Consider the following 20772-nt stretch of genomic DNA (forward strand, 5'->3'; position numbering starts at 1 on the left):
CGTGGAGTGTAGGGACTTGGACCAGCCAGGGCCAATAGGGATTGCGGATGGGGGTATAAGAAAAACTGATGACTGTTATTCAGAGCAGGCGCGCACCCGGCCAGGCACCGTGCGCGCAGAGCTCTTCGGTGACCTCGCGCACCAGCTTCCCGATCGCCGCCGCCGCATTCGTGAGCGGGATGTTCCGGGAAGCGCACAAGGTCACCCGGCGCGTCACCGCCGGATCGTGAACCGGCCACGCGGCCATCGCGCCGCGTTCGATATCGGCCTGCAGCGGCGCGACCGGCAGCAAGGTGGCGCCCAGGTCGGCCAGCAGCGCCGAGCGCAGGATGGCAAGCGAATTGATCTCGAGGATGCTGCCGGGCGCCAGGCCGGCGCCATGCGCCACCTGCTCGACCAGCGGGCGCACGCCATGCTGGCGCGCCGGCAGGATCAGGGTGCTGGCCAGCGCTTCTGCCAGGGTGAGCGAGGCCTTGCCTGGTGCGAACGCTGAACCGGCGCGGCAGATGAACATCAGGTCTTCCTCGACCAGCGGCGTGCTGTTGAAATGCGCGGCCGGGACGTCGTCGAACAGCACCGCCAGGTTCAGGCGTCCCGACTTGAGCTGCTCGGTGAGGCTGCCCGAAATCTCCTCGGTCAGTTGCAGGGTGATTTCCGGGTAGCGTACACGCGCGCTGCTCAGGATCGGCAGCGCCAGCGCCCCCGAAATACTGTGGGGCAGGCCGAGCGTCACGCTGCCCGAGGGCCGCGTGGTGGACTGCACCACCGCCGAGCGGGCATCGGCCACCTGCTTCAGGATCGCCTGCGCATGCTCATAGAAGATATTGCCGGCGTCGGTGCTGAGCACGCCGTGGGCCGAGCGGTGCAGCAGCTGCGCACCGAGTTCCTCTTCCAGCTGGCGCAGCTGCTGGGTCAGTGCCGGCTGCGCCACGTGCAGGACCAGTGCGGCGCGCGAGAGCGAGCCGTGGTCGACGATGGCGACGAAATAGCGCAGCTGGCGGAGTTCCATGCAAAGAAGTGTGTCTTAAAAGAAACAAATAATAAAAATTGGTAACAGTATTGCTATACTGCATCATGGCCGATCGGTGCCGACATTATCACAGAGCAGAGAAGAATCATGTTAAAGAAGGTGGATGCATCGCAGCTGAAGATCGGGATGTTCATCCACGACCTGGATTGCGGCTGGATGGATCATCCGTTCGTGCGCGCGCATTTCGTGCTGACGACCGACGACGAAATCCACAAGATACGCAATGCCAAGATCCGCGGCGTGGTCATCGACTGCAGCAAGGGCCTGGACATCGACGACGCGCTGACGCTGGCCGAAGCGGAGGCCGAAACCGAAGCGGAAGTGACCGCGATCGCGACCAAGCCGCTGATCGTCACCCGCGTCTCGCTGGCCGAAGAAATGCAGCGCGCGGCCCAGATCCGCAAGCAGGCCGCCGGCCTGGTGCGCACCGTGATGGCCGATGCACGCCTGGGCAAGGCAGTGGAAATGGACAAGGTGGCCCCGGTGGTCGAGAGCATCACCGAATCGATCCTGCGCAATTCGGGCGCGCTGCTCGGCCTGCTGCGCATCAAGAACAAGGACGACTACACCTTCCTGCATTCGGTCAGCGTGTGCGCGCTGCTGGTGGCCTTCTGCCGCTCGCGCAACATGGACGCGGAGACGATCTACCAGGCCGGCCTGGGCGGCCTGCTGCACGACACCGGCAAGGCGCTGGTGCCGGACGCCATCCTGAACAAGGCAGGGCGCCTGACCGACGAGGAATTCGACATCATCAAGCGCCACCCGCGCGACGGCTACGACATCCTGGTCAAGTCGCCGGAAATCGGCCAGATCCCGCTCGACATCACGCTGCACCACCACGAGCGGCGCGACGGCAGCGGCTATCCGGACAAGCAGGGCGAAAGCAGCATCAGCGAGCTGGCGCAGATGGCGGCGATCGTCGACGTGTACGATGCCATCACCTCGGACCGCTGCTACCACAAGGGCATGCCGGCGGCCGAAGCGCTGCGCAAGATCTACGAATGGAGCAAGTTCCACTTCAATCCGACGCTGGCGCAGGAATTCATGCGCTGCGTCGGCATCTACCCGGTCGGCACCCTGGTGCTGCTCGAGTCGGGGCGCCTGGGCGTGGTGATCGAGCCGCACGAAACCAGCCTGCTCACGCCGAAGGTCAACGTGTTCTTCAGCACCAAGACCCCGGGCTATATCAAGCCGCAGACCGTCGACCTGTCCAAGGCGCTGGGCTTTGGCGGCGGCGACAAGATCGTGCGCCATGAGGCGGCCGAGAAATGGAACGTCAACCCGCTGCAGTTCATGAACATCGCTTGAGGCGCCAGGTGCGCCGGGCCCCGGAGATGCGACAATGGCATCCCCTGGGTTTTTTTTACCATTTGGTAAGGATTCGCGATGCACGCACCCATCGAATTCTGGTTCGAGTTTGGCAGCAACTACAGCTATCTCTCCCTGATGCGCATCGAGGCGCTGGCACGCGATGCCGGCGTGCCGCTGTCTTGGCGGCCCTTCCTGCTCGGTCCCATCTTCCGCGAGCTGGGCTGGCACAGCTCCCCTTTCAACGAGCAAAAGGAAAAAGGCGATTACGCCTGGCGCGACATGGCGCGCCGTGCTGCGAAATACGGGCTGCCGTTTACCCGGCCGACGACCTTCCCGCGCCAGGCACTGCTGCCGATGCGCGTCGCCCTGCTCGGGGCGGAGCAGCCGTGGATGGGCGAATTCTGCCGCCGCATCATGCTGCAGAACTGGTGGCAGGATGCCGATATCGACAAGGCCGATGTGGTGCTCGCTGCGCTGGCCGGGCTGGTCGACGATCCGGCCGCCATCGTGGCGATGGCCGGAGAAGAAGCCGCCAAGACGGCACTGCGCGCGCAGACCGCGGCCGCGCGGAAGCTCGGCATCTTCGGTGCGCCTACCTTCATGGTCGACGGCGAGATGTTCTGGGGAGACGACCGCCTGGAAGACGCGCTGGAATGGGCGCAGGCTGCTCCAGCCTGAACCGGCCTCAGAAGAATTCGGCGGTGTCGTTGGTGGCGATGGTCTGCAGCAGGCCGCTGGCCACCAGCTCTTCGTAGTAGCAAGCGCGGTTGCGCCCATTGGCCTTGGCGAAGTACAGCGCCTGGTCGGCGTGGCCGAGCGTGACCACCGGCGAATCGGCGGCGCGGATGCTGGTGAAGCCGACGCTGACCGTCACCCGTCCCACTTGCGGGAATTCGTGCGTCTCGACATCAAGGCGGAAGCGGTCGATGATTCTGTGCGCATTCTCCAGCGTGGTGGAACGCAGCAGCACCACGAACTCCTCGCCGCCGAAGCGGAATACCCGGTCCTGCGCGCGGAACGACGACTGCAGCAGGTTGGCGACCAGGATCAGCACTTCGTCGCCATACAGGTGGCCGAAGCGGTCGTTCACTCCCTTGAAATGGTCGACGTCGACCACGGCCAGCCACTGCTTTTCCTCGGCGACGTGATGGCGCCGCTCGGGCAGGCCCGGCACCACGGGTTCGGCGTCGGGCGTGTGCAGCATGCGCGCCAGCTGGTCATCGAAGGTCTTGCGGTTGAGCAGGCCGGTGAGCGAATCGCGCTCGCTGTAGTCGAGCAGATTCTGGAAGTTGCGGTAGACGCTGACGATCCCGCTGATCATGTGCACCGTATCGCCCGTGAACTCGCCCTGGTGCGTGATCTCGAGGCAGGTCGCGGCCTTGTCGCCGAACCAGATCGGTAGCCAGAGCACACGCAGGCCGTCGGGCCCCGCAGCTTCGGCGCGCGAATCGTGGTGGTCAAGGCAGTGCGCCAGCGCGGGGAATGCGAGGATCGGCTCGCCCGGGCTGCCATCTTGCGCCTCTTCGGGGCAGGCGACGCCGCCGGCACGGATGCAGGCGCGTGCGCGCACGAAGCGGTGCCCGCAGACCGTGGCGATCGCCAGCACGCGGGTTTGCACCGCGCCCGACAATTCCTGGACAGCCGAAATCACGGAGATGTCGAGCATCGTGTGATCGCGGTGGCCAGTCATGTCCACCATGTGTCTCAGCAAGGAATCCATGTCGTTCACAGCACCAAAGTCACGCAAAAGCACAGCTTGTCGATACCACGGGAAAGTGTCGCTTTTTTAAGCGCACAAGGGAGACAGCATAATGCCTTTTTGTATTACAGGCAACTATTCTTGACAATATTGAGCGCCGATTGCGGCTGGTCCGGGAACCCAGCCCTGCGGCGTTTGTCCATGCGCAAACGATCAGGGACAAAATCATTTCCGCGTGGAAAAACTTGCCTAACATCAACTTGCCGTATGGAACTATTCGGTACAGTGAACTCACTGACAGACGCAACAGAAAGCAGCAACAAGGACGGGGCCCCGTCTGCTGTCAGTAAGTCCCTTTAACCACCATAAGGAGTTGTCATGAGCACCATTACCTCCGCCATCAAAACTTTCATCGCCGATGAAAACGGTGTGACTGCCATCGAGTACGGCCTGATCGCAGCCCTGGTCGGTGTCGCGATGGCGACGGTGGCCGGCCAGGTCGGCGGCAAAATCAAGCTCGCTTTCGAGACCATCCGAGATGCGTTCAGCACCCTGCCTGCCGCTCCGGCTGCTCCCGCCGCCTGATCGCTGACGCCCCCAGATGCCTTGCGGCCCCTGGGGGCTTTTTTTTGGAGCTGATCATGGTTGTCACCCTTTACCTCGACATCTTGCTGCTGCTGCTGGTCAGCGCCGCGGCGATCAACGACCTTGCCAGCCGTCGCATCCCGAATCTTCTGCTCTTGTCCGGTCTCGCTGCCGCACTGGTCCTGCATGCGCTGTCGCCGGATCCCGGCAAGGCTCTGCTGTCCGGCCTCGGCGGCATGGTGACAGGCTTTTTGATGTTCATTCCCTTTTACCTGGTCCGCGGCATGGCTGCCGGGGACGTCAAGATGATGGCGACCATCGGCGCCTTCACTGGTCCCCTCGTGGCCCTCCAGATTGCCATCTTCGCATGGTGCGCCGGCGGCATCATGGCAGTCGCCATCATCATTTGCCGCGGTCGGCTGAGGCTGGCGTTGGGCAACCTGTGGCGCATCTTGCGGCCCGTCATGCTGCGGCTTCCGGCAACGCCCGGAGCGGTGCAGGAAAGCGCCGGAACGATGCCCTACGGGGTGGCGATAGCGGCCGGCACCATCTACGTTCTGGTGGGCAATTACTCCTGATTTTCGCGCTGAGTTCGCTTCCTTGCCGGAGGTCAAACGGGGGGAGGTAGTGATGGCTAGAATCAATTTAACAAATGTAAGAAATATCCGCACCGAGCAGGAGGTTTCCCCATGGAAGTATTAACAGCGACTTCGGCCGATGGTCTCGACGCGCCGCCGGCGCCCATGCCGGGCGGCGTGCCGGAGGCCGAGCTCGCGCCGGTGCTGCCGCGCCAGCCGCGAACGGTCCGCGATACCGGTCTTGAACCGCGCTTCCTTACCGCCCTGGTCGTCAAGACCATGCATGCAAGCGGAAAGACCGCCCTGTCGGTGCTCACCGGCCGCCTGCGGCTGTCGATCGGCGTGGTGCGCGAAGTGCTGCAGGGGCTGGTGGCCGAGCAGCAAGTCGAAGTCGCTTGGTGCGGCGATTCCGACATCGACGTGCACTACCAGCTGACCGCCTTCGGCCAGCGCGCCGCTGCCGACTACCTGGCCGAGTCACGCTATGTCGGCCCGGCCCCGGTCACGCTCGACGCCTACCGCATCATGGTCGCGCAGCAATCGCTGAGCCAGCCCGATGCCATGCGCGTCACGCCGGCCGCGCTACGCGCGGCGCTGGCGGAAGATGGCATCGAGCCTGCCGTGCGCGACCTGCTCGGCGCGGCGCTGCATTCGAACCGCCCGCTGATGCTGTACGGCCCTTCCGGCAGCGGCAAGACGACGCTGGCGCGCAAGCTCGCGCGCCTGCGCCAGGAACCGATTGCGGTGCCCTACGCGGTGGTGGTAAACCACGACATCATGCAGGTGTACGACCCCAGCCTGCATCCGGCACCCGTGCTGTCGCGCGCCATGGAAGAACGGCGCAGCTGCGACGCGCGCTGGGCCCTGTGCCAGCGCCCGCTGGTGCACGCCGGCGCCGAGCTGGCGCGCGACATGCTGGAGCTGCGCATCGATGCCGCCAGCGGCGTCCTGCGCGCGCCGCCGCACCTGCTGGCCAATAACGGCCTGCTGGTGCTCGACGACGTCGGCCGCCAGCGCGTGCCGGCCGGCGAGGTGCTGCACCGCTGGCTCGGCGCCCTCGAAGGCGGCGTCGATCACGTCGCGGTGCCCGGCGGGGCGACCCATGCACTGCCCTTCGACGTGTCGCTGGTGCTGGCGACCAGCCTGTCGCCCGAGTCGGTGCTGGACGAATCCTGCCTGCGCCGCATCGGCTACCGGATCCCGGTCGGCCCCCTGTCCGAAACCGGCTATCGCACGCTGCTGCGGCACCAGTGCCGGCTGCGCGGCATCGAGCCGGACGAAGGGGCGATGGATTACCTGGTCAACGAATTGCACCGCCGCACCCGCCGCCCCCTGCTGGCAGCCTGGCCGCACGAGCTGCTGGGCCGGATTGCCGACTTCGCCGGCTTTGCCGGCCACACCCCGCGTTTCGACGTGGACAGCGTGGCCCAGGCCTGGAGCAGCCTGTTCGGCGCCACGGCGGCGCCTGAATCAAGCAACCTGGGAGACGCCCGATGAAAAACAAGCGTGCCGTGATCGTGATGGCGCTCGCGATCCTGTTCGGCCTTGCCGCCGTGGTGCTGGCCTCGCGCTGGCTCCTGACCCAGCCTGCTGCCAGCGCCGGCCGCATCGTGGTGGCGGCGGCCGACATCAACATCGGGCAGCGTCTGACGCCGGAGATGCTCAAGCTGGTCGAATGGCCGGCCCACAGCGTGCCGAAAGGCGCGTTCGACGATCCGCAGAAGCTCAGCGGCCGGGTGCTCAAGACCAGCCTCCTGCTGGGCGACCCACTGAGCAAGTCCAAGCTGGCACCGACCGGTACGCTGGGCGGCCTGTCGGCCCTGATCACCGAAGGCAAGCGCGCCATCACGGTGCGCGTGAACGACGTGATCGGCGTGGCCGGCTTCGCACTGCCCGGCAACTACGTCGACATTATCGTCAGCACCGAGACTGAAACGCAGGTGCAGTCCGGCACCCCGCGCGAGCACAGCATTTCGAAGATCGTGCTCGAACGGATCCTGGTGCTGGCGGTGGCCCAGGAAGTCAACCGCGACGAGACCAAACCGAAGGTCGTGAACGCGGTCACGCTCGAAGTCACGCCCGAGCAGGCCGAGATGCTCGACCTGGCGCGCAGCGTCGGCACGCTGTCGCTGGCGCTGCGCAACCAGATCGACCCGGCTGCGGCCCAGACCTCGGGCGCCACCAAGCAAAATCTCCTGCCGGTTGTCGCCGCGCCCATCAAGCAGGTAGCGATGCCGCTGCCGGCGCCGCGGCCCAGGGTGCAGGCGCCGCGTCCGGCGCCGCAGCGCGACTGCGTGAAGGTCATCAACGGCCTGCACGCTTCCCAGGAATGCTTCTGACCCCCAGCGAACCCGGATGGATGCCATGAACAGACGCCACAATGTTGCACAGCTCGCAGCCAGCCTGGCGCTGGCTGCCATCGTGCCGGCCCACGCCGCCCCCGCGCCTGCCAAAGCTGCAGCCGCAGCCCCGGCCCCGGCTAAACCCGACGCCGCGGCCCCCGTCAAGGCTGCAGCCGCGGCTCCGGCCAGAACGCCGGAAGCGCGGTCCCAGCCTGCGGCCGGTTGCCGTGGCGAAGCTGCCCGCCCCGCCAACCTGACGCTCCACATGGGCAAGTCGACCATGCTGCGCCTGCCCGAGAAGGTCGCCCACCGCAGCGTCGGCAACCCCGCCATCGTGCAGGCGATGCTGGTGGCGCCGGACACGCTGTACATCGCCGGCGTCGACGTGGGCACCACCAACATGATCGTCCAGGGCAAAAGCGGGTTGTGCAGCGTGGTCGACATCGTGGTCGCGATGGACCCGGCCGCGCTGCAGGCCACGCTCGCCGCCGCCATGCCCGACGAAAAGGACATCCGGGTGATGTCCGCCGCCGACTCGCTGGTATTGACTGGCACCGTCAGCGACGCCGGCGCGATCGCGCGCGCGCTGGAGCTGGCCGGCGCCTACGTGCGGCGCCCGCTGCGCCAGCTGACTGTCGCGGAAAACGATACCGGCGGCGTGGTCGGCCTCGGCAGCAGCGGCAACAGCAGTGGGGGAGCGTCCAATGCGGCCCGCGTGGTCAATCTCCTCAATGTCAGCGCGCCGCAGCAGGTGCAGCTCGAAGTGAAGATCGCCGAGGTGTCGAAGACACTGCTGGAACGGCTCGAAGCCAACACCGCCTTCCGCTTCGGTTCCGGCAGCTGGACCACGACCCTGGTGTCGAACTTCCTGACCGGCCGCGCCCAGGCTGGCCTGGACGCGGTCAAGAGCAACGGCAACCGGCTGGGAGTGGATGCCGACAAGCAGGACAGCCTGGTGCGCGTGCTGGCCGAACCGAACGTGCTCGCCATCAGCGGCCAGGAAGGCACCTTCCTCGCGGGCGGCAAGTTCTTCATCCCGGTCGCCCAGGACGACAAGAAGATCGTGCTCGAGGAAAAGGAGTTCGGCGTCGGCCTGCGCTTCACCCCGACCGTGCTGGCCGGCGGGCGCATCAACCTGAAGGTGGCGCCGGAAGTGTCCGAACTGTCGCGCGAAGGCATCGGCGTCTCGGCCGCAGGCATTTCCGGCACCGCGATCCTGCCCTTGATCACCACGCGCCGCGCCAGCACCACGGTGCAGCTGTACGACGGCCAGAGCTTCGCCATCGGTGGGCTGGTCCGGAACAACCTGGTGGCCAACCTGAAAGGCCTGCCGATGCTGGGCGAAGTGCCGATCCTGGGCGCGCTGTTCCGCAGCACCGACTACCAGCAGGACCGCACCGAACTGGTGTTCGTGATCACGGCGCGGCTGGTCAAGCCGATGCCGGGCGCCAGCTACTCACTGCCGACCGACAAGGTCGGCGTGCCGACACGCGCGGGCGTGCTGCTCGGCGGACGGCTCGAAGGCGAGGCGCCGGCCACGATCACCGCTGCCGCCTCCACCCCGCCGGCCGCGCAGCCCGCCGCGCACACCGCCGGCGGCTTCGAACTCAAATAGGAGCTTATCGTGACGACGACGATCCGACTCACCGCAGTGGTCCTGCTGGGCGCCTGCCTGCAGGGCTGCGCGCAGACCACGCCGCAGTGGGACCACTACTTCGGCAGCGCCACGCGCAACAACCTGGCCGCCCAGGTGATCGACCCGGGCGCCTCGGCCAACAAGTACCCGGCCACCGGCATCGACGGCCGCGCGGCCAAGGGCGCGCACGACCGCTACCAGCGCAGTTTCGCGCAGCCGGAAGCGCAGGCGCCGACGCTGGTCATCAATGCCGGCGGCGCGCGATGAGCACCTCCATCCGATCCTGATCCGAATGTGTCCGCCACGAGGCCCGCCATGAAAGCGCTACTCATCAGCCGCGACAGCCAGCTTTACGCGGAAATAGCCTCCCAGGGCGCTGCGCGTGTGCCGCCGCTGAACCTCGGCGCCATCCGCGCCAGCATGCGCGAGGCGTTGGACCGGCCCGAGGCCGACAGTCCGCAGCTGGTCATCGTCGACGCCACCGATACCGAGCCGTCCGAAGTGGCGCTGCTCGAGCGCCTTGGCCGCCAGTATCCCGAATCGCACCTGATGCTGCTGACCGACCAGAACCAGCCCGAGCTCCTGATCCGCGCCATGCGCGCGGGCGTGCGCGAAGTGCTGCAGCTGCCCCTGGTGCACCGCGCCTTCCACGAGTCGATGGACCGGATTTCGGCCGCCGCCGGCGTTTCCGCCATGCGCGACGGCAAGGTGCTGGCCTTCATCGCCTGCAAGGGCGGCAGCGGCGCCACCTTCATCTCGAGCAATTTCGGCTATGCGCTGGCCACGCTCGCCGCCAAGAAGGTGCTGCTGATCGACCTGCATGGCCAGTTCGGCGACGCCGCGCTGTATGTCTCCGACCAGAAGCCGACCATGACCCTGTCGGACGTGTGCGCGCAGATCGCCCGCATCGACGGCCCCTTCCTGGAAAACTGCGTGGTCCACGTCACGCCCGGCTTCGGCGTGCTGGCCGCTGCCGACGATCCGGGCCATGCCAAGGAAGCCAAGCCGGAACACATCGACACCATCCTGCGCGTGGCGCGCCAGCACTACGATTACGTGCTGCTCGACGTCGGGCGCCAGATCGACGCGGTGTCGCTGCGCGCGCTCGACGTCACCGACACCATTTATCCGGTGCTGCAGCTGGCGCTGCCCGACATCCGCGATGCGCGCCGGCTGCTCGATATCTTCCGCTCGCTCGGCTACGTGCTCGACAACATCCGCCTGATCGTGAACCGCTATGAAAAGGGCGGCAAGCTGCGCCTGCAGGACCTGCATGGGGCGCTGGGGTGCGAAGTCGTGCATACCTTCCCCAACGATTACGTCGCCGTGACCGATTCGGTCAACCAGGGCGTGCCGGTGCTGCAGCTGTCGCGCTCGAGCGCCGCCGCGCGCAGCCTGGCCGACATGGTCGAACTCGTAACCACCCGCCGCGTCCAGGAAAGCAAGGGCCTGTTCGACCGCCTGTTCGGGCGCGGCGATTCCGACGACTGAACGCAACCACGGATACCACGGATACCACGGAGCATCCCATGTCCCTACGAGAACGTCTCGCGACCTCCACCCCGGAACGCCAGTCGGGCGTGGTCCTTCCGGACACGTCCAATCAGGCCTACCAGGACCTCAAGAAGTCCATGCACCAGATGATCCTGGACCGCATCGATCTCGAGCGCCTCAAGCGCCTCACGGCCGAGCAGTTCAAGCACGAGCTGGCGCTGCTGATCCAGCGCATCATCGAGGAAGAGCGCATTGTGCTGAACCAGCACGAGCGCCACAACCTGGTGCTCGACATCCAGCACGAGATGCTCGGCTTCGGCCCGCTCGAGCCGCTGCTGAACGACCCGACCGTCTCGGACATCCTGGTCAACACGGCCAGCAAGGTGTATGTGGAGCGGCGCGGCCGCCTCGAACTGACCGACATCACCTTCCATGACAACGCCCACCTGATGAAGATCATTGAGAAGATCGTCTCGCGCGTGGGCCGGCGCGTGGACGAATCGAGCCCGATGGTCGATGCGCGCCTGCCGGACGGCTCGCGCGTGAATGCGATCATCCCGCCGTTGGCGGTGGACGGGCCGCTGCTGTCGATCCGCCGCTTCGGCAATACCCCGCTGTCGGTGCAGAACCTGCTCGACTACAAGAGCCTGACGCAGCCGATGATCGACGTGCTGCAAGCCTTGGGCGCGGCCAAGGTGAACATCCTGATCTCGGGCGGCACCGGCAGCGGCAAGACCACGCTGCTCAACCTCATTTCGGGTTTCATCCCGGCCAGCGAGCGGGTGGTGACGATCGAAGACGCCGCCGAGCTGCAGTTGCGCCAGCCGCACGTGGTACGCCTGGAGACGCGCCCGCCCAACATCGAAGGCAAGGGCGAGGTGACCCAGCGCGCCCTGGTGCGCAATGCGCTGCGCATGCGCCCCGACCGCATCATCTTGGGCGAGGTGCGCGGTGCCGAAGCGCTCGACATGCTGCAGGCGATGAACACCGGCCACGAAGGTTCGCTGGCGACGATCCACTCGAACACCCCGCGCGACGCGCTGTCGCGGCTGGAAAACATGGTCAGCATGGCCGGCGTGAACCTGACCGCGCGCGCGATCCGCCAGCAGATCGTGTCGGCGGTGACGGTGGTGGTGCAGGCGTCGCGCCTGACCGACGGCACGCGCAAGGTGGTCAGCCTGCAGGAAATCACGGGCATGGAAGGCGAGATCATCTCGATGCAGGAGATTTTCCACTTCGAGCGGAGCGGCGTCGATACCGACGGCAAGGTGCTGGGCCGCTTCAGCGCGACCGGGGTGCGCCCGCGCTTTGCTGACCGCTTGAAGATGTATGGCGTCCCGGTACCGGACAACGCCTTCGATCCGGACCGGACGTTCGATTAAGGGAGGATGCATGGACGCGGTGTTCTATGCTTTTGCGGTATTCCTGTTCGCGGCGGTGATCCTTGCGATCGAAGCCAGTTACCTGTGGTGGGTGGGTACCTATGGCGCGGCGGCGCGCCGGGTGGCCCGCCGGCTGCAGCTCATGTCCGGCTCCGCGGGACGCAGCGGCGAGCGGATCTCGATCCTCAAGCAGCGGCCATACAGCCGCAACGCCGCCTTCGACCGGCTGCTGCACGGCTTTTCGCTGGCGCACCGGATCGACGCCCTGCTGGTGCAGGCCGGATCGAGGACGACGGTAGGGCAGTTCCTGGCCTGGTCGTTCGGCTGCATGGCTGCGCTCGGGCTGCTGTCGCTCGGATGGCCCCTGTCGGCGCCGGCGCGCGTGTTCCTGGCCGTGCTCGGGTTGAACCTGCCCTGGTTCCTGCTGCGCCGTGCGCGCCAGCGCCGCCTGATCCGCATCGAGCAGCAGCTGCCCGAGGCGGCCGACTTCATCGCGCGCGCCCTGCGCGCCGGCCATTCCTTCACCAACGTGCTGCAGATCGTCGGCACCGAGCTGCCCGAGCCGCTTAGCGGCGAATTCCGCATCGCCCGCGAGGAAATCAACTACGGCGTGCCGATGAATGAGGCGCTGCACGGGATGGCCGCACGGATCCCGCTGACCGACCTGCGCTACCTGATCATCGCAGTGCTGATCCAGCGCGAGTCCGGCGGCAACCTGGCAGAAATCCTGGGGAACATCAGCCAGATCATCCGCGCCCGCCTGAAGCTGGTGGCGCACGTGCGCGTGCTGTCGGCCGAAGGGCGGATGTCGGCCTGGATCCTCGGCCTGCTGCCGTTCGGCGTGGTGGGCATGATGGCGGTATCGAGCCCCCAGTACGTCAGCATGCTCTGGACCGACCCGCAAGGCGTGCGCTTGCTCTGGTACGGCCTGGGCATGATCGCCTTCGGGGTCATCTGGCTGCGCAAGATCATCCGTATCCGCATCTGAGGTTAACATGACGTCATCCCAGCTGACCTTCCTGCTCCTCGTCCTGTGCGTCGTCTGCGGCCTGGCCCGGCTTGGCCTGGTGCTGTTCGCGCCGCTGGCCCTGCGCGAGCGCTTGAGCCGCTTCCTCGGCAGCGCGGTCCCCGGCCAGCTCGATGCCGGCGGCGGCTGGATCGAACGCGTCGCCAGCGTCGCCAAGCCCCTGACCAGGCTGTCGATCCCGGACGAAGGCTGGGAAAAATCCACCCTGCGCACCCGCTTCATGAATGCGGGATGGCGCAACCCCGCCGCGCCGACCCTGTACTTTGCCTCGAAGACCGGGCTGGCGCTGCTGCTGCCGGCGCTGGCGGCGCCCTTTGCCTTCATCTACGGCAGCGCGCTGCCCAGCGGGCACCTGCTGGCGCTGCTGCTGGCGGCTGCTTCGCTCGGCTACTACCTGCCGAACATCGTGCTGGGGCGGACCGTGGCGCGCCGCAGCCGCGAGATTTTCGAGACCGTCCCCGATGCGCTCGACCTGCTCACGGTCTGCGTCGAAGCCGGCTTGAGCCTGGAGCGGGCGATGGTCAAGGTGGCCAGCGAAATCCACATCAAGAGCGCCGTGCTGGCGCAGGAACTGCAGCTCGTGCTGATGGAGATGCGGGCCGGCTTCAGCAAGGAAAAGGCATTGCGCAACTTCGCCCTGCGCTCGGGCGTCGAGGACGTGGACACGCTGGTGGCGATGCTGATCCAGTCCGAGCGCTTCGGCACCAGCGTGGGCGACGCGTTGCGCGTTCACTCCGATAACCTGCGCCACAAACGGCGCGTGCTGGCCGAGGAGTGCGCCGCCAAGATCGGCCTGAAGCTGCTGTTCCCCCTGATTTTCTGTATTTTCCCGACGCTGCTGATGGTGCTGCTCGGCCCCGCCGCGATGCAGATCGGGCGTGCCCTGGGTGCGCTCCCTGGCGTGCAATGAGTACGAAGGAGCCTGTGATGCGAATCCCTACCTTGTTTACCCGCCTGTCGCTGCTGTGCGCGGCTTCCAGCCTGCTCGCATGCGCGCCGTTTTCCGGCCGCGGCGGCATTGACTTCGCCGTCGCCGTGTCGGCGGCCGACGAGAGCTACCTGGCGGGCCGCAATCATCACCTGGCGCGCCGCTACGACGACGCCCGTGCGGCCTACCAGGCGGTGCTGAAGGTCTTGCCGCAGCATGTCGACGCCCGCAACGGGCTGGCGACCCTGCATGCCGAGCAACGCGAATTCGCCGTCGCGATCACGCTGTGGCGCGCGCTGACCGACTCGCTGACGCTGGCCTCCGGTCCCGGCAAGGCTTACCTGTTCGGCAACCTCGGCCACGCCTACTTCCTGAACGGGGACTACGACAAGGCACTGGTCACGCTCGAAAAAGCCTGCCTGCTCGATCCGCTGAACCACCGCTCCTGGCAGCTGCTGGGCGAAACCCTGCGCAAGCTCGGCCAGGAAGAGCGTGCCCGGCAAATGCTGAGCCAGGCCGATGCCTTGCGTACCCATGATTTCCAGAAGGACTATGCCGCCGCCGGCAGCCAGAGCAGCGTCGCGGCGATCGACCGCGCCGTCAAATCGCCCACCCGCGAGGAACCGGGCTGGAGCCAGGTGCAATTGCACGTGGGCGCCAATGGCATGCTGGAGTTGCGGCGCGGCCCGGCGTCGTTGCCGCTGCCCGGCCCGCTGCCGGCTCCGCTACCCGCGGCGCCGGGGGACCTCGCCCCGGTCACGGTTGAAATACGCAACGGCAATGGTGTGCAGGGGATGGCGCGCACGCTGGCACGCCAGCTCGGCACGGCCGAATGGAAGGTGACACGCCTGTCGAACGCACCGGGCTTCGGCGTGCCCAGCACGCGCATCGAGTACGACACAGCGAACCGCGCGCTGGCTGAGCGGCTGGCGGCCCGGTTCGGCGCCGTCTCCCTGCAAGAGGTGGCCAACTGCGCGCCTGCGGGCCTGCGCGTGATCATCGGGCGCGACATTGCGCGCCGCGGCTATGCCCTGAAGCCGGCGGTCCCGTCCGGGGAAGCCGCACCGGTGCTGGCAGCGAACAATCCTGGTTGAAAAAAGGTCCGGTTGCACGTTTGCTCAGCATCAAACGCAGGGATGCGGCGCCCGGGAGAATGAATTGATTCGACTTCTCTTGGGAGCCCGCCATGAACCTTTCCTACCGTCGCCACTTCATCCTCGCCGGCCTCTTGCTCGCGGCACTCACCGCCTGCGCGCCGACCAGCACGCGCCAGGGCACCGGCGAATACATCGACGATGCCGTTATCACCAGCCGCGTCAAGGCCGCTTTCGCTGCCGACCCGGAGGTCAAGGCAACCGAAGTACAGGTCGAGACCTTCAAGGGGACCGTGCAGCTCAGCGGCTTCATCGAATCACCGGAGAGCGCCGTGAAAGCGGCACAGATTGCGCGCGCCGTACCGGGCGTGAAAGAAGTGCGCAACGCCATGGTCCCCAAAGACACACGGCGCTAGCGGCACGCACCGCGCACGCGCCGGCTTATTTCCAGGCCACCCTGCCCATGCCGCTGGTATTGACCTTGCGGGTCGACGGGCTGCCGTAGACGGTCGCAGAGCCCATGCCGCTCAGGTCGACATCGGCGGCACGGCTCGCGTGCACGGTCGCGCCACCCAGTCCGCTCATGTCGAGGTCGACCGTGTCGGCGCGCAGTCCCTGCGCCTCGAGGCTGCCGACGCCTGCCAGCTTGGCGTGCAGCAGCTTGCTTTCGCCGGTGACGCTGATGCGTCCGGCGCCGCGCAGGTTCAGGTCGAGGCGCTCGGCGCGCACGCCGTTGAGGGTCAGGCCGCCCACGCCGCCAAGGCGAGCATCGATCGTGCGGTAGTTGCTGCTCATCGTCACCGAGCCGGCGCCATCGAGCGCCACCTTCAACGCATCACCGGAGAAGCCGGTGACGGTCGATGCCCCCACGCCCTGCGAGGCGAACTCGCTCAGGTTCGGCACGGTCAGCTCGGCGCGCAGTTTCTCGTGCCGGTTGCCGTCGCGGGAATTGAACGATTCGGTACCGATTTCCAGCGTATCGCCGCGCTGGGACGTCGTAATGCGCTGCACGTAGCGGCGGTCGCCCGACACCACCAGCGAAGGGGTAGCGCCCTGACGCAGCACGAGATCGACGACGCCGCCCAGTTTTACCTTCGTCACCCTGGCATCGATGTTGCGGGTTTCGCGCACGACCTCGTCGGCAAGGGCAGGGCTGGCAAGCAGGGCGAAGGTGGCGGCCACGGCCGCGGCGCTCAAGAATTGTTTCATGCTTGTTCTCCGGATGGGATGTCGATGGGACCACTATAAGACGCAAGCGGCATGCTCCCGGAGCGATTGCGATGAACTGCGCATTCCGCGGTCTGGAGTGTAAAAAACGGTGAATGACGGCCGCGGGCAGTTCCAGGGCAACTGCCTGTATCGTTTCATGACAGCGACTCTGCAATCACCTCACTTTATCGATCCAGCGCGCATTGCCGGCCTTTGCCGAGCGCGCGGCCCAAGGGCAAGCCCCCCTTGCCCCCCCGATGTTCAACGAGACCTTCACCTAACGTTGGGAGCGGGTGATCGATTTCCTCATGCTGCACTATGTCCTGAGCCGCCGCGAGGGGGCCAGTAACCCCACCGGCTACTGCGGGACAACCGCCGCGCCGATACGATTCCGGGCCGCCTGCACCACTTGCTGGCGCTGTGGACGCACCCTCCGCCCTCACGCTACGACTTTAATCTCATCCAGGAGGTGTTCCCGGCGGCGAGTTACCAGTATATTTTGTACGGGATGGGATTTCTCCCTGAGCCGGGCCTAGTGCGGCGTGACCGCGCCGGCGAAGGCAATGGCGAGATGGCGGATGCATTCTTCCGCCAGGCGGCCGACCTGACGCGCAAGATGCTGCCTGCGCTGCCCGATAACCGCACGCTCATCGCGCACATCCTGCGCCATGGGCTGCACAAGCATTAACGACAACCGATAAAGAGACACCGTAATGGCAAACCCTGTACTGCTCAATAACATCGAACACAAAGACCTGCGCGTGATCACCCGTCATGGCCGCGACCTGGGCGACAGCCACCCTTATGTACAAACCTTCGCCGGCGAGTTCCGCCTGCTGCAGGCGCATTACCCAATCGTCTTTACCAAATCCGCCGAAGACCAGCCCTTCGAGCCGGTCGCCCTGTTTGGCTTCGAGAACGACGAAAACCTGTTCCTGACCGAGAGCGGCTGGGACGCCACCACCATCCCGCTTCTGGTGGAGCGCCTGCCTTTCCTGATCGGCAAGCACGGCGACGAGCTGATGATCCACATTGACATCGACAGCCCGCGCATCAGCAAGACCGAGGGCGAGCCGATCTTCCTGGAGCATGGCGGCATGACGCCCTACCTCGAGAACATCAATTCGATGCTGGTCACCGTGCATGAGGGCCTGCAGTCGAATACCGCCTTCGTCGAGGCGCTGGTGAAGCACGACCTGCTCGAATCGTTTGCGCTCGATGTGCAGCTCAACGACGGCTCGCAGCACCGCATGACCGGCTTCTCCACCATCCACGAAGAAAACCTGAACAAACTTGATGCGGCGGCGCTGGACAGCCTGCACAAGCAGGGCTACCTGGCCGCGATCTTCTTCCAGCTGGCGTCGCTGTCGAACTTCCGCGCGCTGATCGAGCGCAAAAATGCACGCAATGCTGCCAAAGGCTAAGCTGCCCGCAGCCTGAGCAATCCGCGAGGTCGCCGGCTTGAGCCAGCGCGACCTTGGCCCGGACATCCTCGAGGCCACCGACCCCTGGTGCTGCGCGGTCTGGTCGCAACGTGGCCGATGGTGGCCGCCGCGCGCGAATCGGCTGGGGCGGCCGACGCCTGCCTGCGCCGCTTCTACCGCGACGCCGCCGTCACCGCCGTGCTCGACACGCCCGAGATATGCTCGAGCAGGGTGCGCGCAGCCATCCGGCCGCCTAGCGTGTGGTCGACCGTGAAGCACTGCTCCGGGATGCCGGTGATTTCGTGGTTCAGCGCCACCAGCTGGCGCCGTTTGGCGCCGAGGGTGGCCAGGTCCCCGTCGCTGAGCGCGCTGGTCATCATGATCAAGCCATCGCAGCCGCGTTCAATCAGGAACTAGATGCCTTCCATCGCCTGGCGCCGCGCATCGCCCAGGCCGACGCCGAAGGCAACCACCATGTGCAGGCCGGCGGCGCGCAGCTCGGTGTCGATGATCTGCAGGATCGGGGTGTAGAAGATACCGTTCAGGACCGGGATGTAGACGCCGATCATCCGGCTGGTGCCGGACAGCAGGGCGCGCGCCGCATGCGAGGGGCGGAACCCGAGCTCGTCGATCGCTTGCGCACGCGTTCGAGCGTGGCCGGGGAGACCGAGCCCTTGCCGCTGACCACGCGCGAGGCGGTGCCGAGACCGGCCCCGGCGAGACGCGCTACGTCCTTGATGTTGCCAATGACGAGCCTTATTGCCTAAACGCTTATTCGAAAAACACTGAAGCATACTGTATTCGTGGAGCACTGGCATCTGCCTTCAGACGCGCTTTCCGGTGGCCGGGTCGAACAGCGAGACGCGCGCTGCATCGATCGCGAAGCGTACCGCCTGCCCGGTTGCCAGCGAACGGCGGCCATGTGCCGGCTGCCGTCAAAGTGCGTACTGTGGACATCGTGTCTCCGGTTGCGCGATTATTTTTGGTAACTTGGAAACCTTACCATCAGCTTTGGGCGACTATGGCATCGGGCAAAATCGTGGTGCAATCAATATTGCAATCATGAATTTTGGCGCAGTTTTGCTGGCCGACATACAAGCATTTCCTGGACGAACAGCTTTGCTCGACCGCAAGCTGGTTGTTCCATTTCCATGACGATGATCGAACTGCCGCGTGCTTCTGCGCTTTCTCAACGGTTCACCCGAACCGTTTTCTAAGATGAGTTTGAGGTCTGCCGTCGGGCAGCATCGTATGAGGAGGCGTCATGAACTTGCGCATGAATAATCGTCTTGCAGAGAACGAGGCGTATTTATCACACCCCAACGTCGCTGCCTTCATGAAGGCAATCGCTGTGGCGGAGGGGGGCGGATATGACTTCAAGTATGGCGCGTTAAAGGGACGTAGAAACGACCGCTGGCGCTTTACCGACACCTCGACGCACCCGGGGCCGGGTTTCGATGGCAAGACCACGGCGGCGGGAATGTACCAGATCACCAAGCCTACTTGGGAGCATCATGGCGGCAAGTTAGGCCTGACAGATTTTTCGCCGCGCACCCAGGACCTGATTGCGGTCGAGATTCTGCGCAGTCTGGGTGTGATCGAGCAAATCAAGGAGGGCCAGGTTGCCGCCGTGATGCCGAAGGTGGCCCGGACCTGGGCGGCCCTGCCGAAGGGACCGGGTCAGCCGAACCATTATCCGCACCAACGGTATCTGAACTTCGAGCGCTTCGTGTCGGTCTACCTGAACGCTGGCGGCCACGTTTAAGCCTTGATCACTGCGGGAAGTCGACGCCATGACCCAATCCTCCGCGCTTTGGCGTGGAATGCGCCGCCGGCAAGAACAGCGCGCCCGCCACCGTGTCCACCTCCATATCCCCAGCTGGAGCTTCCGGCTGCGAATATTGCTCATACCCGCACCGCGTTGTTATGGCTGCTGCTGGTTGCAGCAGCCTCCCTGTTCGTCCGCGCTGCGCGTGGGGGGAGCCTTGCTGTGCAGTATGCATTTGCTTGGCCTCATCTGGAGGGCTTCACGACGCGCCCGTGTGGCCGGCGCGCCAGGATGTGAATCGACACTGTAAGGCAAACCCTGGATCGGATTGCTGCCGACCGCAAACGACAAGGGCGATGTCCGCTGAAGGGAAATAGCAAAAAGCCCAGCCAAAAGGCTGGGCTCAATGTTTGAGGATGCTGGTGCCGGCTGCCGGTTTCGAACTGGCCACCTGATGATTACAAATCATCAAACTAGAACATCCATCGTTGTTGATTTGCGTTGCATTAGAGAGAAATAGCTGGATCTCGCGGAGCTGGCCTGTCGTCAAAGGTTCTTTAAAGCCCATGCCGAGATAATACTGTATGCCCATACAGTAAATGCGCTCTCTACGGCAAGAACACTGCTGCAGGTAGTAGGGTGTGATCATCTTAAGGAGAGTGCAGAGATGCTAGTCAGGGATGTACCGCGCATCCTTCTGGACGCACCAGATCCGCCCGATCTTGATGGGTTGAGGATGGATGAAGCCCTCGTGCACCCACCTGAGGACCGTGTTGTAGTGTGGCTTGTGCTCACCGAGTAGAAGCTCAACCCAGACCGTGACCGGCAGATAGCGGGGATGCTTTGCCAGATCCTCGGGCGCCAAGCACATGGACCTGGGATGCTTGGCTGGTGGCGTGCCCTGGCTCTTTCGCGCCCAGTCGGCCAGCGATTCCCTCTCGGCGAGTGACTTCTTCGGCATGCGTTTCTCCTAAGCGGCTCTAGTTCGAGCAGATGCGACCCCTTTGCGCAGCCTAAGCCAGGCATTCGATGCCCGCTCTTTCCGAGTCAGAACAGATTGATGCCGGCCGCGCGCAGCGTAGACTCCCGCCACCCCTTCGTGCGGAAGGACAGGTTCACATCGGGCACCGGCAGCTTGCCATCCCGCATCCAGCGCCGGATCGTCTCGCTCGATACGTGGGCTGCTTCCTGGATCTCCCGGCGCCAGATCACGCGGTCTAGGGCTTAGTCTGATATCCCATAGTCAGTACCTCCTTGGAGTCAAG

General features: G+C 65.4%; 26 protein-coding genes. 18 read left to right on the forward strand and 8 right to left on the reverse strand.

What is annotated here, in order from left to right:
- Positions 1 to 79: 79 nt before the first annotated feature.
- Positions 80 to 1009: a LysR substrate-binding domain-containing protein gene (locus AC56K1_RS08910; RefSeq protein ID WP_497157484.1), complete on the reverse strand. Its 930-nt coding sequence runs from the start codon at positions 1007 to 1009 to the stop codon at positions 80 to 82.
- A 108-nt stretch (positions 1010 to 1117) separates the two neighbouring features.
- On the opposite strand from AC56K1_RS08910, the gene AC56K1_RS08915 reads away from it, so the two are divergent.
- Positions 1118 to 2338, forward strand: a complete 1221-nt coding sequence (locus tag AC56K1_RS08915) for an HD-GYP domain-containing protein (protein ID WP_497157485.1) — start codon at positions 1118 to 1120, stop codon at positions 2336 to 2338.
- Between the two features lie 78 nt (positions 2339 to 2416).
- Positions 2417 to 3019, forward strand: a complete 603-nt coding sequence (locus AC56K1_RS08920; protein ID WP_497157486.1) for a 2-hydroxychromene-2-carboxylate isomerase — start codon at positions 2417 to 2419, stop codon at positions 3017 to 3019.
- Between the two features lie 7 nt (positions 3020 to 3026).
- On the opposite strand, the gene AC56K1_RS08925 is transcribed toward AC56K1_RS08920, so the two are convergent.
- Complete coding sequence (locus AC56K1_RS08925) at positions 3027 to 4061, reverse strand: GGDEF domain-containing protein (RefSeq protein WP_497157487.1); 1035 nt, start codon at positions 4059 to 4061, stop codon at positions 3027 to 3029.
- A gap of 357 nt (positions 4062 to 4418) precedes the next feature.
- Between AC56K1_RS08925 and AC56K1_RS08930 the strand changes: the two genes are divergently transcribed.
- The 12 genes from AC56K1_RS08930 (at position 4419) to AC56K1_RS08985 (ending at position 15522) form a co-directional block, all read left to right on the forward strand.
- Positions 4419 to 4625 (forward strand): Flp family type IVb pilin, encoded by a 207-nt coding sequence (locus tag AC56K1_RS08930; protein ID WP_497157488.1) that lies wholly within the window; start codon positions 4419 to 4421, stop codon positions 4623 to 4625.
- A gap of 56 nt (positions 4626 to 4681) precedes the next feature.
- Positions 4682 to 5203, forward strand: coding sequence for an A24 family peptidase (locus AC56K1_RS08935; protein WP_497157489.1), 522 nt, complete (start codon positions 4682 to 4684; stop codon positions 5201 to 5203).
- A 111-nt stretch (positions 5204 to 5314) separates the two neighbouring features.
- Positions 5315 to 6700, forward strand: a complete 1386-nt coding sequence (locus AC56K1_RS08940; RefSeq protein WP_497157490.1) for a DUF8689 domain-containing protein — start codon at positions 5315 to 5317, stop codon at positions 6698 to 6700.
- Positions 6697 to 7542: a Flp pilus assembly protein CpaB gene (gene cpaB, locus AC56K1_RS08945; RefSeq protein WP_497157491.1), complete on the forward strand. Its 846-nt coding sequence runs from the start codon at positions 6697 to 6699 to the stop codon at positions 7540 to 7542. Before AC56K1_RS08940 ends, cpaB begins: the two co-directional genes overlap by 4 nt.
- A gap of 25 nt (positions 7543 to 7567) precedes the next feature.
- Positions 7568 to 9160 (forward strand): type II and III secretion system protein family protein, encoded by a 1593-nt coding sequence (locus tag AC56K1_RS08950; RefSeq protein ID WP_497157492.1) that lies wholly within the window; start codon positions 7568 to 7570, stop codon positions 9158 to 9160.
- Positions 9161 to 9169: 9 nt separating this feature from the next.
- Entirely contained in the window at positions 9170 to 9448 is a 279-nt protein-coding gene (locus tag AC56K1_RS08955; RefSeq protein ID WP_497157493.1) for a hypothetical protein, read from the forward strand.
- Positions 9449 to 9496: 48 nt separating this feature from the next.
- Positions 9497 to 10672 carry a CpaE/TadZ family protein gene (locus AC56K1_RS08960; protein ID WP_497157494.1) on the forward strand — a complete coding sequence of 392 codons (1176 nt, stop codon included), beginning with the start codon at positions 9497 to 9499 and terminating at the stop codon, positions 10670 to 10672.
- A 38-nt stretch (positions 10673 to 10710) separates the two neighbouring features.
- Complete coding sequence (locus AC56K1_RS08965) at positions 10711 to 12057, forward strand: TadA family conjugal transfer-associated ATPase (protein WP_497157495.1); 1347 nt, start codon at positions 10711 to 10713, stop codon at positions 12055 to 12057.
- Positions 12058 to 12067: 10 nt separating this feature from the next.
- On the forward strand, positions 12068 to 13045 hold the full coding sequence (locus AC56K1_RS08970) for a type II secretion system F family protein (protein WP_497157496.1): 978 nt from the start codon (positions 12068 to 12070) through the stop codon (positions 13043 to 13045).
- Between the two features lie 7 nt (positions 13046 to 13052).
- A complete protein-coding gene (locus tag AC56K1_RS08975) occupies positions 13053 to 13994 on the forward strand; it encodes a type II secretion system F family protein (protein ID WP_497157497.1) in 942 nt (313 codons plus the stop codon).
- Between the two features lie 17 nt (positions 13995 to 14011).
- Positions 14012 to 15106 carry a tetratricopeptide repeat protein gene (locus tag AC56K1_RS08980; protein WP_497157498.1) on the forward strand — a complete coding sequence of 365 codons (1095 nt, stop codon included), beginning with the start codon at positions 14012 to 14014 and terminating at the stop codon, positions 15104 to 15106.
- A 92-nt stretch (positions 15107 to 15198) separates the two neighbouring features.
- Positions 15199 to 15522: a BON domain-containing protein gene (locus tag AC56K1_RS08985; protein ID WP_497157499.1), complete on the forward strand. Its 324-nt coding sequence runs from the start codon at positions 15199 to 15201 to the stop codon at positions 15520 to 15522.
- A 25-nt stretch (positions 15523 to 15547) separates the two neighbouring features.
- Here the strand turns inward: AC56K1_RS08985 and AC56K1_RS08990 are convergent, their stop codons facing one another.
- A complete protein-coding gene (locus AC56K1_RS08990; RefSeq protein ID WP_497157500.1) occupies positions 15548 to 16315 on the reverse strand; it encodes a GIN domain-containing protein in 768 nt (255 codons plus the stop codon).
- Between the two features lie 508 nt (positions 16316 to 16823).
- Between AC56K1_RS08990 and AC56K1_RS08995 the strand changes: the two genes are divergently transcribed.
- Together AC56K1_RS08995 and AC56K1_RS09000 are read left to right on the forward strand one after the other, a co-directional pair.
- The gene (locus tag AC56K1_RS08995) at positions 16824 to 17003 is read left to right on the forward strand and encodes a hypothetical protein (protein ID WP_497157501.1); all 180 of its coding nucleotides are present in this window, start codon (positions 16824 to 16826) and stop codon (positions 17001 to 17003) included.
- A gap of 25 nt (positions 17004 to 17028) precedes the next feature.
- Positions 17029 to 17739, forward strand: a complete 711-nt coding sequence (locus AC56K1_RS09000) for a SapC family protein (RefSeq protein WP_497157502.1) — start codon at positions 17029 to 17031, stop codon at positions 17737 to 17739.
- Between the two features lie 173 nt (positions 17740 to 17912).
- On the opposite strand, the gene AC56K1_RS09005 is transcribed toward AC56K1_RS09000, so the two are convergent.
- Genes AC56K1_RS09005 through AC56K1_RS09015 form a run of 3 tightly spaced genes read right to left on the reverse strand, consistent with a single transcriptional unit; the run spans position 17913 to position 18499 of the window.
- On the reverse strand, positions 17913 to 18119 hold the full coding sequence (locus tag AC56K1_RS09005; protein WP_497157503.1) for a hypothetical protein: 207 nt from the start codon (positions 18117 to 18119) through the stop codon (positions 17913 to 17915).
- A 33-nt stretch (positions 18120 to 18152) separates the two neighbouring features.
- Entirely contained in the window at positions 18153 to 18308 is a 156-nt protein-coding gene (locus tag AC56K1_RS09010) for a hypothetical protein (RefSeq protein WP_497157504.1), read from the reverse strand.
- Positions 18305 to 18499, reverse strand: coding sequence for a LacI family DNA-binding transcriptional regulator (locus AC56K1_RS09015; protein ID WP_497157551.1), 195 nt, complete (start codon positions 18497 to 18499; stop codon positions 18305 to 18307). The genes AC56K1_RS09010 and AC56K1_RS09015 overlap by 4 nt, the downstream gene beginning before the upstream one ends.
- A gap of 230 nt (positions 18500 to 18729) precedes the next feature.
- Between AC56K1_RS09015 and AC56K1_RS09020 the strand changes: the two genes are divergently transcribed.
- Complete coding sequence (locus AC56K1_RS09020) at positions 18730 to 18894, forward strand: hypothetical protein (protein ID WP_497157505.1); 165 nt, start codon at positions 18730 to 18732, stop codon at positions 18892 to 18894.
- A gap of 109 nt (positions 18895 to 19003) precedes the next feature.
- Positions 19004 to 19504 (forward strand): glycoside hydrolase family 24 protein, encoded by a 501-nt coding sequence (locus tag AC56K1_RS09025; RefSeq protein ID WP_497157506.1) that lies wholly within the window; start codon positions 19004 to 19006, stop codon positions 19502 to 19504.
- A gap of 673 nt (positions 19505 to 20177) precedes the next feature.
- Here AC56K1_RS09025 and AC56K1_RS09030 read toward each other — a convergent pair.
- Positions 20178 to 20468: an excisionase gene (locus tag AC56K1_RS09030; protein ID WP_497157507.1), complete on the reverse strand. Its 291-nt coding sequence runs from the start codon at positions 20466 to 20468 to the stop codon at positions 20178 to 20180.
- A gap of 86 nt (positions 20469 to 20554) precedes the next feature.
- On the reverse strand, positions 20555 to 20719 hold the full coding sequence (locus AC56K1_RS09035; protein ID WP_497157508.1) for a helix-turn-helix transcriptional regulator: 165 nt from the start codon (positions 20717 to 20719) through the stop codon (positions 20555 to 20557).
- Positions 20720 to 20772: the final 53 nt, after the last annotated feature.

Source organism: Telluria sp. ZB4P37 (assembly GCF_059685855.1).

Bases quoted from the DNA above. Each gene is read 5' to 3' on its own strand.
- AC56K1_RS08910 (WP_497157484.1), bottom strand. From the start codon at position 1,009: ATGGAACTCCGCCAGCTGCGCTATTTCGTCGCCATCGTCGACCACGGC.
- AC56K1_RS08915 (WP_497157485.1), top strand. From the start codon at position 1,118: ATGTTAAAGAAGGTGGATGCATCGCAGCTGAAGATCGGGATGTTCATC.
- AC56K1_RS08920 (WP_497157486.1), top strand. From the start codon at position 2,417: ATGCACGCACCCATCGAATTCTGGTTCGAGTTTGGCAGCAACTACAGC.
- AC56K1_RS08925 (WP_497157487.1), bottom strand. From the start codon at position 4,061: ATGGATTCCTTGCTGAGACACATGGTGGACATGACTGGCCACCGCGAT.
- AC56K1_RS08930 (WP_497157488.1), top strand. From the start codon at position 4,419: ATGAGCACCATTACCTCCGCCATCAAAACTTTCATCGCCGATGAAAAC.
- AC56K1_RS08935 (WP_497157489.1), top strand. From the start codon at position 4,682: ATGGTTGTCACCCTTTACCTCGACATCTTGCTGCTGCTGCTGGTCAGC.
- AC56K1_RS08940 (WP_497157490.1), top strand. From the start codon at position 5,315: ATGGAAGTATTAACAGCGACTTCGGCCGATGGTCTCGACGCGCCGCCG.
- cpaB (WP_497157491.1), top strand. From the start codon at position 6,697: ATGAAAAACAAGCGTGCCGTGATCGTGATGGCGCTCGCGATCCTGTTC.
- AC56K1_RS08950 (WP_497157492.1), top strand. From the start codon at position 7,568: ATGAACAGACGCCACAATGTTGCACAGCTCGCAGCCAGCCTGGCGCTG.
- AC56K1_RS08960 (WP_497157494.1), top strand. From the start codon at position 9,497: ATGAAAGCGCTACTCATCAGCCGCGACAGCCAGCTTTACGCGGAAATA.
- AC56K1_RS08965 (WP_497157495.1), top strand. From the start codon at position 10,711: ATGTCCCTACGAGAACGTCTCGCGACCTCCACCCCGGAACGCCAGTCG.
- AC56K1_RS08970 (WP_497157496.1), top strand. From the start codon at position 12,068: ATGGACGCGGTGTTCTATGCTTTTGCGGTATTCCTGTTCGCGGCGGTG.
- AC56K1_RS08975 (WP_497157497.1), top strand. From the start codon at position 13,053: ATGACGTCATCCCAGCTGACCTTCCTGCTCCTCGTCCTGTGCGTCGTC.
- AC56K1_RS08980 (WP_497157498.1), top strand. From the start codon at position 14,012: ATGCGAATCCCTACCTTGTTTACCCGCCTGTCGCTGCTGTGCGCGGCT.
- AC56K1_RS08985 (WP_497157499.1), top strand. From the start codon at position 15,199: ATGAACCTTTCCTACCGTCGCCACTTCATCCTCGCCGGCCTCTTGCTC.
- AC56K1_RS08990 (WP_497157500.1), bottom strand. From the start codon at position 16,315: ATGAAACAATTCTTGAGCGCCGCGGCCGTGGCCGCCACCTTCGCCCTG.
- AC56K1_RS08995 (WP_497157501.1), top strand. From the start codon at position 16,824: ATGGGATTTCTCCCTGAGCCGGGCCTAGTGCGGCGTGACCGCGCCGGC.
- AC56K1_RS09000 (WP_497157502.1), top strand. From the start codon at position 17,029: ATGGCAAACCCTGTACTGCTCAATAACATCGAACACAAAGACCTGCGC.
- AC56K1_RS09005 (WP_497157503.1), bottom strand. From the start codon at position 18,119: ATGATGACCAGCGCGCTCAGCGACGGGGACCTGGCCACCCTCGGCGCC.
- AC56K1_RS09010 (WP_497157504.1), bottom strand. From the start codon at position 18,308: ATGATCGGCGTCTACATCCCGGTCCTGAACGGTATCTTCTACACCCCG.
- AC56K1_RS09025 (WP_497157506.1), top strand. From the start codon at position 19,004: ATGAACTTGCGCATGAATAATCGTCTTGCAGAGAACGAGGCGTATTTA.
- AC56K1_RS09030 (WP_497157507.1), bottom strand. From the start codon at position 20,468: ATGCCGAAGAAGTCACTCGCCGAGAGGGAATCGCTGGCCGACTGGGCG.